Consider the following 15,704-nt stretch of genomic DNA (forward strand, 5'->3'; position numbering starts at 1 on the left):
GGCGCAGAAGACCATGGAGGGGCGGGGGTGGGCAATCGCTTTTTCTCCGCATCGGTTGTGTGACCGCGAACACTTTCTGCTGTGTCAAATCCCGATTAGATCGCAACGACCGCTTCGCACTCGCGGATTGCGTGGGCATCGTCGTGGGCGGGGACCTTGGTGCCGAATGAGGGAGCGTGCGACGCGCTTGACGCGGGTGTGGGGCGGTAGGTGTTGGACCTGGAAGTTGTGTTTTAACGATCTTTGCGGCACCGGTCGTTTTGCTCCCGAATTCGTCTTGTCGGCCGATCGATGCCGGTTCATGAATGACGCATGGGTATAAACGGAGAGTCTGGATGTCAGGAGTTGTTGGCAAGGCTGTTTCCTTCATCCCTTCCAAGGTGAAGCTGGGCGCCGTCAGCGAAGGGGTGAAGGCTGTCCACACGGGCAGCGGCAATTTCCTCGCCGGGGTGTTCGACCTGATCACCGCGGACCCGGAGAATCCCGCCATCGACAATCCGTTCTTCGAACAGAACGGCCATGACGGCCCCTCGCCGAGGACGGCGGACTATTTCTCTGCGATGAAGCCGCTGGTGATTGGCGCGACCATGGGCGTGTCGATGATGGACATCGTCGGCATCACCAGCCTCGTGCAGACGGGGGCGAAAGGGCTGGTCTGGTACCGGCTCAACGCGCTGTTCGAGCAGTTGGTGCCGCCCTCGCGCCGGGCGAAGCCGGTCGTCTATGCGGGGTGGTTCTCCTATGAGGTGGCGCAGAAGGCGGTGCCGGCGGGTAGCCTTGAGGCGCGGCTGACCGCGATCATCCGGCAGAAGATGTACGCCACCGGCATGAGTGCGATGACGGCCACGACCAAGTTGACCACCGAAGGGCTTGTCGGGTTCTTCGTCGACTCGGCCATCGCCTGGGCGGGGCCGACGCTGGATTCCTGGTTTGGACAGGACACGATCGTTCTCGCCCAGGGGCTGCACTGGTTCGCGTTTCTGGAGACGGTGGTCGGCCGCGGACAGGGCAAGGGGCCGGCGCTGCGTATCCTCGAAGTCATCTGGAAGGAATTCGCGCTGGGCTCGGTGGCGCTGCCGAAGCTCGAGGATATCGTCCGCGAGCCGCGCGGCTGGCTGGTGATCGCCGAGAGGCTGAAATAGAGCACTTTCCGATCCATCCGGATCGGATGTAGTGTTCTACCACATTGATAAACAGAGCATCTTTATCTGATCAGATGACTCCATCTGATCAGATGATGCTCAAGAGCGCCGGCTGCGACGGGCGCCGGGGTGCCTGGGATGCGAGGGCGGCGACAGAGGTCGGGTGCGGTTCAGACGTTCCGCCCGTGATGCCGGCCACACACCGAACAGGGCCGCCGCGTCGTCTGCATGATTCCGGACGATGCGGCGGCGAGTCTTGTTGTTCCGCTCAATCATGCGAGCGGTTATCACTCATCCCGTTAGAACGGTACCGGTGTTGGTCACCGCGCTGTGAAGCGCATTGGTAAACTGGCTGATCAGGACCCTGCTGCCGTCGTTCAGAGTGAGTAGTGTGCCGCCGGCCGAGGTTGTTTCAGTTTGGCTGATCGACAGCCCCGACTTCAGCGTGATCGAGTCGAGAGTTCCCGTTGCGCCGAACCCGGCAATCGTGGTCGTGGCATTGGCCATCTGGCTGTTGAGTTGGAAGATATTGCTTGCGCCGCTGACGGTGCTGGCGACAAGCATTTCATCGCCGGAGCCGCCAACGATGGTGTTGCTGGTGCCATTGCCAACCAGCGTGCTGTTGCCGCTGGCCGCGAGGTAGTTGTTGCCCGTGGTCCCGCCGATGAACACGCTGCCGTTATCAGCACCCATTGCTGTAACCGCACCTTCGCCCCCGGTCATGACGATTTGTCGGCCGCTTGCCAGGTCGTTGATAAACAGCGTCCCGCGGCCGCCGTTGATGGCAAGCCCGTTGCTTCCGCCAGGAGAGGGGCTCCCGGCGAAGATCGTGTCATTCCCGCCGATGTCGTTGATGGTTGAATTCCAGGATCCGCCCGGGATGGAAATCACGCTATTGCCCGTCTGCGTCGTGATGACGTCGAACCCGGTGGCGACGATGGTGTCTGCCGCGGCACCGGAAGCTGCGGCAACGGTGACGGCGGCCTCGCCGCTGGCGTTGATCAGGTTGCCCGCCCCGGTGACGAGGATGGGCGAATAGACCGTCGCACTCACCGTATCGTTCGAGCCGCCGACCGTGGCGCCGATGGCTCCGGGTGCTCCCGCCTTGATGTCCAGCATCGCGGTATTGCCTGAGCCGCCGACACTGACGGTGGCGTAGCTGGTCGCCGAAACGTAATCGCCGGTTCCCGTCTCGTTGATCATCAGGTAGCCAAAAGTATTGGAAGATACCACAGAATCGCCCTTACCCGCCGCCGTCACCACACCCCCGGTGACCGACATCTGGTCATTCGTCCCGGTCATGGTGACGTTGCCATAGGTTGGAAAACTGTTGGCCCCGCCCACTCCGTTGATCGTGTCGTTCGAACCCGTGACGGTCAGGAAATCGGATTGTCCGAGTTGCTGGACGTTGATCGCGGCACCGCTGTGTGTATCTGAGGCGGGCAAATTGTCGCCGCCAGTGATCGTCTCCGACAGCGGGGGCGGTGGGGCGGTTGGCGGAGGCGGTGCCGACAAGGGAGTGGCCGCGACAAACCAGCTTGCTTGCGGCGTGGACGAGAGATCTCTCAGCGTGAGTGTCGCCCCGCTCCCGAGATCGAATGTTGCCGTCGATCCGGTGACGGTGGCCGTCTTGAGAAGCGCGTCGATCTGGGTGGTTGTGGGCGCCGTGCCGCCGGCACCCGCCAGGGAGATCTGATCCGTCGCCGGATTGAACCCGTAAACGGTCGCCATCTGTTGCGCCAGGGGCTGAACGACAACGGTGGCACTGCCGGAACCGGATATGGAGGCCGAAGCGTTCATGCCAAGAATAACCGTACTGCTTGCGCCGTTCTCGGTGATTATGGTCGGTGTCACGTCGCCGCTGGCGGAGACGGAGATCACGTCGTTGCCCGTCTGCGTGGTGATGGTGTTGAAACTGGTGGCGACGACGGTGTCTGCCGCGGCACCGGAAGCTGAGGCAACGGTGACGGCGGCATTTCCGCTGGCGTTGATCAGGTTGCCCGCCCCGGTGACGAGGATGGGCGAATAGACCGTCGCACTCACCGTATCGTTCGAGCCGCCGACCGTGGCGCTGACAGCCCCCGGGGCACCCGCCTTGAGATCCAGCACAGCGGTATTGCCTGAACCGCCGACACTGACGGTGGCGTAGCTGGTCGCCGAAACGTAATCGCCGGTTCCCGTCTCGTTGATCGTCAAGTAGCCAAAAGTGTTGGAAGATACGATAGAATCGCCCTTGCCGGCCGCATTCACCACGCCGCCGGTGACCGACATCTGATCATTCATCCCAGACATGGTGACGTTGCCATAGGTTGGAAAACTGCTGGCCCCGCCCACTCCGTTGATCGTGTCGTTCGAACCCGCGACGGTGAGGAAATCGGACTGTCCGAGTTGCTGGACGTTGATCGCGGTGCTGCTGACCGTATCGGCGATCGAACCGCCGTTCCCACCAAGGACGGTTTGTGCCGAACCCGAAGTGACGATCGACATGGGCGTGCTCGGCGCGGCGGGCGTTGGCTGACTTGAGGAGCCGGCGCTGCCGCCCGTCGATGCCGTGGGAGGTGCCGTGTTGTACGCTTGCGCCGCGCCGATCAGCGAAGCCGACGGCGTGATCGTCTGATTCTGCTCGTTGAACCAGGCGCCGCTGGGAACCGTCTCGTTGGCAACGAAAAGCGTTTCATTGGGCGAAACGGTATACCGAATGCCACCGCTGACCGTGACGGCCGTCGCCTCGATTGCGGAAATCTGTGTTGCGGTCAGCGCCGTGCCGTTCGCGTTGACGATGTCAACCTTGTCAACGGCAGGGTTGAAGCCGGCAATCGTGACGGCGCCGGCTGCCGCCGCATTCAGGACAAACAGATCCTGCCCGGTGCCGGCGGTGAGCTGCGCTGTGCTGCTCGCCTTGATGTAGGTCGCCCCCCCACCTGCGATGATCGTATCGTTGCCGGCGCCCGCGAAGATATCGTTGCCGTTCGGGCCACCGAAAATGACATCGTTCCCGGCGCCGCCGAAAAGCAGGTTGATGCCGGAGCCACCGATCAGTGTGTCGGCACCGCCGCCCGCGTAGAGCAGGGCATTCGTCGTCGCATCGATGGGTGTGAGGGCGGTGGCTCCGCTCGCGCCGTCCTTGCCGAAGACCATGTTGGCGAAGGAAAGCAGCTGACCATTCGCAAGGCGGGGATCGATCAGGAACTGCGTATTACCAGCAGCGATGGAAGCGGGCGTGGTATAAGGGGCGCCACTATTGAGAAGCCAGCCGAATGCCTGCATGGCTTCGTATTGGTAGTTTCCCATAACTGCCGGGTTCTTGACACTGACAGTGATGATGCCCGCGAGCGTCTGCATTGCCAGGGCGCCGTAATCACCGTTACTTTGCGCCCAATTTGTGCCAATATTCGACAGACCGTTGGCTTGCGTCGCCTGCTCGATTTGTGACCAAGTCTGGTAGTAAGGGCCACCTGAAAGGTTCCCGGTTTGAGGACCGACAGAAAGATTGTAGGCGATCCCGTCCTGAGGTGCGAAGCCCTGACTTTGCGCGAAAAACCGGCCGACGAGGAAATTTGACTCCCATTTCAGGAACGTAAGGGCATTTCCGTTACCCATCTCAGCGCCTTGGATAACAGTGCTGGCAAAATAGTCCTCCTGCCAGGGTGGCAGTGTTACGCCATTATAACCATAGGTTCCCGGTAGATAGCCGTACGCTTGACCCTCTGCGGTAGTCAGCTGGGAGATCTGGGACACCAGATAGCTGTAGTTTGCATTGGTTACCGAAGTAAAATAGGCCTTGTCTGCAGAGCCTGTAGGATTGGCGTAGGCGGCTTCTTGGATTGTGCGCAAGCTCCACGCAGAGCCACGAACCTGGTTTCCGGTACTAACAACTATAGCTTGTCCGTTATTGCGTGGGACGGGCCAAAAGTTTGCGATTGCGAAAGATGCCTGCGCATTGAGTTGCTCGAGCGCCTGGACATTGCCGGTCAGCATGTAGCTGACATAATTGAGATCCGGCATATGGGACGGGTCAGGGGTCCAGCCGGTATTGGGGCTGACCTGCTGGGTAAGACCGGTAGTATAGGATGACGGGCCGCCGCGCCCATCCGTCCAGATAGTGGCGTAGTCGGCGGTATTGAGGAACGTGCCGTTGTTCGTCGGATCGTAGAAATGCCAGGGCACAGACCCGGCTTCCATAGCCTGACCCAGCGCGAATGAAGCCGCGGCGCCGTTTTGGGTGATCAGCCACGTCGCGTTCCCCTGGGTGGTCGGCCCGATATCGGCACGACCGCCCGTCATTGGCATGTATTGCGTGATACCGTCGGTGCCGAGCGGGGCATTCCAGCCAGGCGCGGCGACCGCGGCGGCCTCACTCGCTATGTTGTTGCTCGGAACACCGTATTGCGTGTCGTAATTCGGGATGGCGCCGGTGGCTTCGAGATAGGCAATGTCGTGCTGGACGTTCAGGCCCGTTGCAGACGGGGTGGTGCCGGTGGCGAGGCTCCAATCCTGGTATTGGTATTGCGTCAGATTCGATTCCTGCGCAACGGTGACACCGTTCTGGACGATGGTGGCGCTATAGGTAATCGTGCCGCCATTCGCCTGCATCGCGGCGTCGTTGTTGAATTGCAGGGTCGTGCTGACCTGGCCATTGGCATAGGCGGTCACATCGGCTTCGATGCGCAGGGAACCGGTAACCGGTATGCTCACGATCGCTTCGCTCGCCAGCGGGCCGGAGAGCCAGGTCTGTACGGTGCCGGCGGCGAGCGCGCTACGAATTGCCCCCGCGATGTCAATGGTTTGCGAACCGGTGTTGCCGCCTTGGTTGGCCGTGATGTTGAGGGCCGCCGTCAGACTGTAGTTCGCGAGAGCCGAGGCAAGATTGACCGCCGGCGCCGCGTTGGCTGGCGCCAGGTTCAGCATCGCGGAAACGGAGGTTCCGGCGGCAATGGCGGGCGCATTGATGGTGACAATCCCGCTGGCGACCGACCCGTCCGGGTTGAATGTCTTGGCGTCAAGCTGGGCCGGATAGGTCACGCCGCCGATCGTCACCGTCAGACCGGAACCCTGCGGAACCGCTCCAGGCGCGAAGACTTCGTTGAGCGTAACGGGCTGCGCGGCGAGAGTTGTTGTGCCGGTATTCTGAAGGATGAAACCGACAATCTGGCCCGGAGCGGTGGCCGATGCGACCGCAGGAGCAACGATGTTACCCGGAGGAGTGAGGCTTGACGACATGGGACCTTCCGATATCAGAGCGGAATGAGGATAGGCATTACCGGATCAGGCGTTTTGCCGGAAAGCGCCCCGAAAATATCTAGACTATTCTTAACAAATGATTAGCACGACAATCTAAATATCCCATAGGATGAGTCATGGGTATATTTATGATTCAAATCGAACAGATGTTGATGCCGCCTCGTCACTTGTAAAAAAAATGCGACTTTGTCTGTTGTTCGTCGATTTTTGGTTTCCGCACGTATCAGCATTCGCGAGGGGAGGCCGTCTTGGTCTCAAAAACATGTAAAATCCCCGAACCGATCGTGACCTGGATGCAGGAGAAACGGATGATGCCGAAGCGGACATTGCCGCGGGATGAGGTGGAGCCGTTCCGATGCCACCTTGGCCCAACCCGGACAGTGAATTTCATGATGACTAGCGATTTCAGTAAGTTATACGCCAGCAGGCTGGCATTGCCACTGTCCGGCGTCAGGATCCATAGGACAATTGATTCGAATTGGACAAGGGTGGATTTCCGGCTCAACTGCACCCCGTCGTCGTCACGATGAGCCAGAAATCCTGGCGCCCGAAATCCCCCGCTGAGGCGGTAGTTCCGCATCCGCCAGGCGAACCGGCGGCTCTCCTTGGCGGGTTAGAAGATCTGCATCGTATTCGACGGCGAGATGATGCGGCAGATCATATTCGCCAGCCGTAACCCGCACCGCCATCGGCTGCATGCATCTACGATCTCTCGGACTAAGCGGGTCCGCAATATGGCGCAAATGCACGCGCCGGCGCGTCATGTTGTCAAGCCGCACAAGCGATGGTTTCGGCCAGCGCTCCGGTTCCATACCGTAGAAAATATCTTGGCGTGCAACGGTCGGCTCCTCTCATGCCAACCTCCCATGAATCTCTCACGCGTCGGTTCGGGAACCCAAAAGTCACCCGTGACATTTCGTATATATAACACAACGTTTGTTCTGCCTTCCGTCTCGATGGACGTGAAGACAATTTTCTTGCCTACATGGATGTCCCGGCTAAACGCAGGGTCAAGATCCGTTCAGCGAACCCAATCCCGCGCGTGACACGGAAAGCAAGCTCTGCGCCGATGTCGTCGGCATCGCCGCGCCCTACGTGTGGGATTCGATAACAAAGTCAATTCCGTGAAATTTCTCTGAAGGGTCTCCGAAGAAAATTGAGCACTGAACCGTCGCCGCTGAATTCACCAGGACTTCCGGTGAGTTACGTATGATCATCGCCCGATCGTTTCCCACGCGGGCAGGTTGACTCGAAGGACGTTGTTACGGATACGAAAACGTACGCGGTTAACTGGTATTTCGGCAAGTCAGACGTCGCCTGCAGATCCCGGAATCTCGCCGCGCCAAGTCATGGCTATTCAATACACTGGAGTCTGAAATGCTGAAACGTGTATTGTCCGGAATTGCATTCTCGATCGTGCTCGCCGGAGGAAGTCTTGCGGATGCCAACAGCGTCAGCGCTGGAAAGGCGTTGTATGTGTCCCATTGCAGCGGATGCCACCGTGCCAATGGCGCCGGCGGCTTGCATTTCGGCAAGGCCGTCTCGGCCGATCTGCAAGCGCCGGGGCTTGAAAATACCTATCATCACAGCACGAAACTTCTGGTCCGCGCCATCCTCGATGCCCGCGACGAGGATGGCGACCGACTCGATCGGCCAATGCCTGCCTGGAAGGGCCGATTGTCGCGCGCGCAGGCACTCGACATCATTGCCTTTCTCAAGACCCTTCACGCCTGAGGCCGGCCGGGGCGGTCGCGGGCTATACCGGCCGGGAGGCGCTCGCCTGCACCTACGGGCGAAGACCAGCCATCTGGCCTGACGCCTCCGGGCGTCCGCGCCGCGTCCGCCGCCGATGAGACGCTGACCTCGCATCTCATTGACGGCGGCCGCTCCACGCAACTCCTTGCCGCACATCATACGCGACGGAACGCCCCGCCTCGGCACTCGGACAGGCCTATTCAGAAAATGTGTAAATCGATCTGGTAACCCGATCCGCCGGCTCGCATTCGACTGACTAAATCGCAATCGAATATTTCAAAATGATGTCACCGTGTTCGCGTTGACTTCAAAACATAACGTGACAGACTGTAACTCGAAGACTACCTCCCCACCGAGATTCGAACGCAGCCTGCCTCTGATGCCTGAGGTGCTGCCGCCATTGCGTCAAACTGGGAGAAGGTCTGATCATGAAATATGTTCGTTCCGAATCAGCAAGGTCGACATTGCGCACCCTGCTGCTTGCTGGCGCGAGTCTGGCTGTCATCCTGCCACGGGCCTCCGCGCAGACCGTCAGCGCCGGACAGGTCTCGGCGACCGCGACATCGGATTACTACACTCATCTCGGAAAATCGAGCGTCAAGCTCACCAAGAAAAAGATCTTCAAGTCCTCGCAGTCCGAGGCCGTGGTCAGCCGCCAGGACATCCAAGCGCTCGGTCCCTCGACCAGTTCGGCCGGTGTGTTGTCGGCGGCGCCGGGCGTGCAGATCCGCGGCTATGGCGGCAATTCCGACACCGCCCGCTATCAGATTCAGCTACGCGGCTCCAAGGTCGGCTGGTCATCGACAAATGGCGACGCCGAACGCAACGGACTTACCGTGCTGTTCGACGGCATTCCGATGAACAACACGATTTCCCATAATGGCCAGTGGGATTCAAACGAAATCCCGATTACCCAGCTATTCAGCGGCATCAATATCATCTACGGGCCGGGCAATCCCGACTCCCGCTGGTTCGACTCGGTCGGCGGCACGATCAACTACGTTCCCGTGCAGCCGACCAAGCACCCGCATTACCAGGTCGGCATCGCCTATGGCAGCCAGCAGACCGAAAATCTTCATTTCATCTTCGACACCGGTGAATATGACGGTTGGAGCGGCGTTATTGCCGGCGGCTACGCGGGCGCCAAGAGCTACTGGGGCGGCACTTCGGTCGGGCACTATTCCTGGCCGGCGCAGTCGCACGCGATCTATGCCAAGTTGGTCAAGGATTTCGCCAACGGCTCGCTAAGTTTCGCCGTCTATAACGACAACAACGTCGAATACGCGCCGCGGCCGAACTTCATTCCGCTGACGCCGATCCCCGGTGTCACGGTAACAGGCTATTCCGGTTCGCCACTGTTCAGCCAACAGACCTCGGGCTTTTACGGCACCGGCACACCGGATATCTGGTTCAAGCAGTTGCAGGTGCGCGACACGATCCTCTACAGCAAGATGTCGGTTGCCCTGTCGAAGAACATGACGTTCCACAACAATATCTGGTATCGCTGGGGGCATCGCGTTCATTACCGCATCAACAATTACGGCACGAATTCCCCGCTGTCCGGTGCCGCCTATGTGCCGAATGCGACCAATGCCGAATACTATTATCCGACCACCAACCAATATGGCGACAATCTCTTCTTCGACTATCATCTGCCATATAACGACATCAAGTTCGGCGGCTATGTCATCTACGAGCGGTATTTCTCGCCCTATCGCGGCTACAACGATCTCGGCGTCGGCGGCTCTACGCAGGCGAATCCCGCCAGCATCCAGCAGTTCACCCTCTACACCACCTACGCCAACGGCTTCCTTCAGGACACGATCCACCCCTTCCGGGGTTTTTCGATCACGCCGGGCATTGCCGAGGTTTCGTATCATACCGATTTCCACAACGACTTGCCGATCGGCGGCACGAATGCCGTAGGTGCCGCGGATGCCTCGAAGACCTTTGTCCGCGCCGAGCCCTCGATCGGGCTGCGCTACGAGCCGGTGCCGTGGGCCGCGCTCTACGGCAGCATGGCGCTCTCCTACCAGAACCCGACGGACAATGCGTTCGGCGCCAACCAGTCGACCTCGCCCAATCTGTCGTTCCTGAAGCCGACCCAGGCGCGGGATTATGAGATCGGCCTCAAGCTGTTCAGCGACCATGTGCCCTACCTGCATCACGCGACGCTGAACCTGAACTATTTCAACGATACGCTGACCAACGAAGCGATCGCGATCTATCACGCGAACATCGTCAATTCCTCGCTGGCCGCGGCGAATGCGCGTCTGCAGGGCGTGCAGCTCGACGCTTCTGTCGAGCCGAACTTCCACTGGCGCGCCTTCGTCAATGCAAGCTTCGACAACAACAAGTATCTGCAATACGAAACCGGCAACGTCGTCTATCATAACGAGCCGATCGCCTATAACCCGAACATCCTGCTCAATTTCGGCCTGAACTACCGCACCTTCATCGGCTCGACGCTGGTCACACTCGGCTTCCTCGACCAGTACACCGGCGCGCAGCACTACTTCAATAACAACACCAACAACGTCTCGTCGCGCAAGCTGCCGGGATTCAACGTCGCCAACCTGTCGATCGCGGCGAACATTCCGGTGCCGCAGAGCCTGTCGCACGCGGTGAAGGTTCTCGAACTCTCCTTCAACATCAACAATGTCTTTGATACGAAATACAACGACAACGGTTATATTACGTCCGGTGGGTATTTCGGCACCAATGCCGCTGGAGCAAATACCGCGAACGCGATCCTGGTGCAGCCGGGCGCGCCGCGCCAGTTCATCGCAGCGCTGACTGCGAAGTTCTGATCTGTCAATCGGCGTCGGATTTTGGCTCTGACTCATTTTTGATGGAATTGGCTGTTTGGATTGCGCTGGAATCGGGAAAGCCATCAAAGATAGGCGAGGTCATCGTCCGACGTTGCTAGTTCCGGTTGGATTTGCTGCGGAAAGCGTAGTGAACCGCCGCGGGTTTGCCGGAGGCCATTTGGGTTAAGCTAAGCGGCGAACTTCATCTGGTCGATAGCGGCGAAATATCGTTGTTCGGCCTCGGCTGGCGGGATGTTGCCGATCGGCTCGAGAAGGCGTCGGTGGTTGAACCAGTCGACCCATTCGAGGGTTGCGAACTCGACGGCCTCCAACGATTTCCACGGTCCGCGACGACGGATGACCTCGGTCTTGTAAAGGCCGTTGATGGTTTCGGCGAGCGCGTTGTCATAGCTATCGCCGACGCTTCCGACGGATGGTTCGATGCCAGCCTCCATCAGGCGTTCGGTGTATTTGATCGAGACATACTGGCTGCCCCGGTCGCTATGATGGACGAGGCCGCCGCTACGCACTGGGCGTCTGTCGTGAAGAGCCTGTTCCAGGGCATCGAGGACGAAGCCGGCATGCGCCGTGCGGCTTACCCGCCAGCCGACGATACGCCGGGCGAATGTATCGATGACGAACGCCACATACACAAAGCCCTGCCAGGTCGCGACATAGGTGAAGTCGGAGACCCAGAGCATGTTTGGCGCCGGCGCCTGAAACTGGCGGTTGACGCGGTCCTGTGGGCAGGGTGTCGCCCTGTCGCTGATCGTTGTCCTGACCGGCTTGCCGCGGATTACGCCCTGCAGGCCGATGATCCGCATCAACCGCTCCACCGTGCAGCGGGCAACAACGCGTCCTTCCCGCCGCAACTGCCGCCAGACTTTGCGCGCACCGTAGACCTCGAAATTCTCCGCGAACACGCGCCGGATATCCGCCTCAAGCGCCTCATCCCGCCGGGCACGTTCTGACCGCCTCTCGCGGTTGGCCCGCTTCGCTACGTGCTCGTAGTAGGTCGATGGGGCGATCGGCAGCACCCTGCAGATCGGCTCGACCCCATAGGCCTCGCGATGATCATCGATGAACGCGATCATGGCTTGAACCGGCGGTCGAGCTCCGCCTGGGCAAAATAGGCCGACGCCTTGCGCAGGATCTCATTTGCCTGGCGAAGCTCGCGGTTCTCGCGTTCCAGTGCCTTCAGCTTCGCCGACACTTCCGACGGAACACCAGGCGAGCGGCCGCTGTCGCGATCCGCCTTCTGCACCCATTCACGCAGCGTATGCGGCGAGCAGCCAAACTTCGCCGCTATCGACACCATCGCCCCCTCCGCAGCATTCCACATGCCAAGGCAGGCGGAACCTTGGCTGCTTCGCCCAGCGCGACGGATGTTCGCCCTCGTGCTCCAGCACCATTCGCACCGCCCGCTCGCGGACTTCAGCAGAAAACTTGTTCGTCGTCGGACTCGTCATGGCTCCATCCCATTTGGGAGTTGGAGCCTCCGGCAAACCCGGGGTGGTTCAGACAGATTCGAGGTCTGCAGGACATCAAGTGCCGGCTTGTCGATGTTTGATCCTCTGAATAAGCATCTTGCCGGTAGCCATGCCGGGTCGCTCGACGAGGTGATAAGAGCACCACGCTGCGGCAAAAGACATCGAGGCTGCGATAGGCCATATCATCAAAAATGCAGCGATAGCCCGAAACCCAGAGACGTGAAGCCATTTATTGGGAAGAGTTGCCTCTAGAGCTCGCAATACGGCAAAATGAAAAAGATATGCGCTGAAGCTAACCCTTCCGATCTGCGCAGCGTATCTGTTCACGAATAATCCACAGTTTCTCCGGGATAAAGCTAGCACGAAAACGCAGAGCGGCAGACACACCGCCAACGAAGCCGGCACGATCGGCTCTGCACCTAAAAATTTCCCTAAGTGGACAAATGCGAGCGAGAAGAAACTGACAACGGCAGCTATTGCTGTGATCATCGGCTGCCAGAGTCCGAATTCATTTAAGCGTGGCATTTGCATTAGAAAATAAACAATTGCGCCACAAACGAACACACTAGCTTGGTTTGGAAACCAGAAGAACAAGAAATTATGCACGGCCGTATAAGAGTAATCCAAGCTTAATACACCTAGGGCCCAGCGGTTAATTGCAATTCCAATAAGCGAAGTAATAATCAATACATAAATTCCTGCCGTCAGCGAGCGAATATATTGTACAAATATTGGAAATAACATATAAAAAGTGAATTCAACTCCGATACTCCACCCGCCTGGAACTACGATCCAACGGCCATTGACTGTCGGCGTCAGCAATGGATGCCATGTATTTACAAAAGTAATTGTAGCAAGAGCTTGAGTGAAATTAAAACCATTTTTAGGTGGAATTATGAAAAAATAAAGAATGCCTGCTATGTAGTATGCTGGCGCAATACGGAAGAATCTACGGATAAAAAATGACAACCGGTCCGCTCGGCCTCTTGTTTTTTCTTCATAATGCCAGGACATAAGGAGCGTTAAGCAACTCGTTATGAAAAATAGCTGTACACCATACCACCCCATTACAGAAACTCTATGTACTGCATAGGGGAGATTCGGAAATAGGTAGGTATAATGACTGGTCATGACCATCAGGACGGCATATCCTCGGATACAGTCAATGTAATCATGATGAGGCTTAGGCAATATTTTAATAGACATAATTTGATTTATTCCATACAGAAATATTTGTCATTGTACGTCATATGTATCTGTTTTATAGATTAAATAGTTTCAATACAATTTCAGTATATATGGAGGGTTCTGGCAAATATTGATGATTGACACAAAAAATTAGCCGATCATGATCGGCATGATTTCTCATTTCAGCTAAAATTGTATAAAAAATTCGTGAACTATACATTCAATAGCTATCGTGATTTTTTAAACGTGTACAAGACGATGCGGCGACATGTTCCGATCACGAGACGTCCTAGCATGGACAGTTGTCGCTCCGGCGCGTAAGAACCGACTCGCCCGCAAATTCCGTCCCAAAGGCCAAGAAGTATTGCCTCCGCTAGCGTGGGATGGTCTTTAAGACGTTCCGTCTGCCTGAGTTGACGATCCAATGCCCATAGTGTGAGTTTAAGAGTAAGGCCAATTCTAGCATATTTTTTTAGAAATAGAATTTCGTTTCTTGTAATATAATAATAATAATGGGGTGGCTTCGATATGGGGTTGTCATTTTGATTTCCAGATCTATGAAATACATCAGCGCTATCGACAACAACATTATTAAAGCCGCTTGTAATACTTCGAATTGAATAGTCGTTATCTTCCCAATAAGCGAAAAATCGGCTATCAAATAGCCCGACGGTCTCAAAAACATGCCTGCTCATCATCAAAGCGGTACCAACCAGCCAGATTCTGTCGGGGTATTCTGCCTGCCATTTAAAGTACGTTTTGAGATCGGAAGTCGTTGAAAATGTGTTGTCTTCACGCCACAAACCACCGCAGAACTCGATCTCATCTCCTGCGTCTGCGTTGCGGATCACAGGGCTGACTAGCCCGATCTCTGGTTTGCCCTCTACCGCAGATACGAGTTGTTCCAGTGTTTGGGGTGGCGCTATTAGGTCGTTGTTGACCAGCCAGATATAGTCGGCTCCGTCCGCTGCAGCGCGTGTTAAACCTATATTGACTCCGCCGGTAAAGCCGAGATTCGTCGTGTTGCGAATGAGTTCTGCTCTGCCTAGACCTGCGCATAATTGCTCAAGTTGCTCGGGAGATGAGCCGTTATCCACCACCAACAACTTTAGTCTCGTCCAGGTCTGTGTCTCCAGGGATCGCAAGCAAGTAAGAGTCTCCACAGATTTGTTCCAGTTAAGAACGACGGCAGTTACGGAAGGAAAGGTCCGCATCGTCAATGGGCTTTCATGCTGTTGGAGAGGCAGAAATGCCCGTCGTCGATTTCTGGTAACTTAACGTCTACCTCTAATGTGGTCCGTAATAACGTCGTATCGCGTGGTCTGCCGGCACCCAGTTGAATACCCTCATATATGGCCTCGCGCCGGCTCAGGCGGGAGCCATCGATGTTGTGTAGTATTTCCGCAGAAAGAAAAACGAAGCTCGATTTTCCTGCTAGATCGGGATATTCATGGACTGATCGTGTGAAGTGGATATTTTTTTTTAGCAGCCTATACTGGATGTCTGGGTATAGAGCTGAGAGGACGCCGTCGACAAGATTGCGACGCGGCAACGCAATTGCAGACCAACCGTTACGGTCGGCATCGTCGATGATGGTGGAGAGAAGCCGCTTAGCTGACGGAGTAAGACGTTCGTCGCTATCGAGTTGAATTACCCAACCTGTGTTGGCGGCGTTCTGAATATGATTTCGCTGAGCGGCAAAATTGTTATCGAGTTCTCGTGCCAGAACTCGGGCGCGCGTCAAATTGATGCCGTCATCAAGCGCTGCTTGTAGCTGCGCTTCCTTGTATTTAGCCAAATTTGAGTCGTCGGTGTCGAGAACAACGATGGCTTCGCAGATGTGGCTTGCCATGTCTTGGCATAGTTCGACGGTTTCAGGCCAAGCATCAATGGTCGTGATCACCCCGAGTGTAAGCCGTTGATTCGCTCTTGATTTTGAAAAATCAATTCGCTCGGTCTTTGCTTGAATTGTTCTACCATGCATCCAGGAGCCAGAAAATATTCGTGTAAAGGGAAGATTCGTTTTCATTGCAATCAAGTGTAGTTGATGTTTGGATACGAACATCCGCACTGAATTT

Annotated in this window: 7 protein-coding genes, 1 pseudogene and 1 other annotated feature; of the genes and pseudogenes, 3 read left to right on the plus strand and 5 right to left on the minus strand. The window is 57.0% G+C overall.

Annotated features, from left to right (window positions below):
- The first annotated feature begins 335 nt into the window (after window positions 1-335).
- Window positions 336-1,142 carry a hypothetical protein gene (locus tag APM_RS17375; protein WP_007424702.1) on the plus strand — a complete coding sequence of 269 codons (807 nt, stop codon included), beginning with the start codon at window positions 336-338 and terminating at the stop codon, window positions 1,140-1,142.
- 291 nt (window positions 1,143-1,433) lie between these two features.
- On the opposite strand, the gene APM_RS17380 is transcribed toward APM_RS17375, so the two are convergent.
- Entirely contained in the window at window positions 1,434-6,362 is a 4,929-nt protein-coding gene (locus tag APM_RS17380) for an S-layer family protein (RefSeq protein ID WP_007424703.1), read from the minus strand.
- Window positions 6,363-7,799: 1,437 nt separating this feature from the next.
- Here APM_RS17380 and APM_RS17390 point away from each other — a divergent pair.
- Both APM_RS17390 and APM_RS17395 read left to right on the plus strand, forming a co-directional pair.
- Complete coding sequence (locus APM_RS17390; protein ID WP_241763198.1) at window positions 7,800-8,117, plus strand: cytochrome c; 318 nt, start codon at window positions 7,800-7,802, stop codon at window positions 8,115-8,117.
- Between the two features lie 449 nt (window positions 8,118-8,566).
- Window positions 8,567-10,948, plus strand: coding sequence for a TonB-dependent receptor (locus tag APM_RS17395; protein ID WP_007424705.1), 2,382 nt, complete (start codon window positions 8,567-8,569; stop codon window positions 10,946-10,948).
- 188 nt (window positions 10,949-11,136) lie between these two features.
- Here the strand turns inward: APM_RS17395 and APM_RS17400 are convergent.
- From APM_RS17400 to APM_RS21750, 4 genes and pseudogenes are all read right to left on the minus strand, one after another.
- Window positions 11,137-12,417: pseudogene (locus APM_RS17400) on the minus strand (IS3 family transposase).
- Window positions 11,968-12,084, minus strand: a sequence feature (AL1L pseudoknot). It overlaps the preceding pseudogene by 117 nt.
- A 75-nt stretch (window positions 12,418-12,492) precedes the next feature.
- Window positions 12,493-13,644 (minus strand): acyltransferase, encoded by a 1,152-nt coding sequence (locus tag APM_RS20775; protein ID WP_007424708.1) that lies wholly within the window; start codon window positions 13,642-13,644, stop codon window positions 12,493-12,495.
- A 209-nt stretch (window positions 13,645-13,853) separates the two neighbouring features.
- Complete coding sequence (locus tag APM_RS20780) at window positions 13,854-14,840, minus strand: glycosyltransferase family 2 protein (RefSeq protein WP_083818709.1); 987 nt, start codon at window positions 14,838-14,840, stop codon at window positions 13,854-13,856.
- Between the two features lie 2 nt (window positions 14,841-14,842).
- The coding region (locus APM_RS21750) for a hypothetical protein (RefSeq protein ID WP_206740704.1) at window positions 14,843-15,704 on the minus strand (862 nt) is incomplete at its 5' end.

Origin of the sequence: Acidiphilium sp. PM, from assembly GCF_000219295.1 — a bacterium.
In the GTDB taxonomy this organism is placed as follows: Bacteria; Pseudomonadota; Alphaproteobacteria; order Acetobacterales; family Acetobacteraceae; genus Acidiphilium; species Acidiphilium multivorum.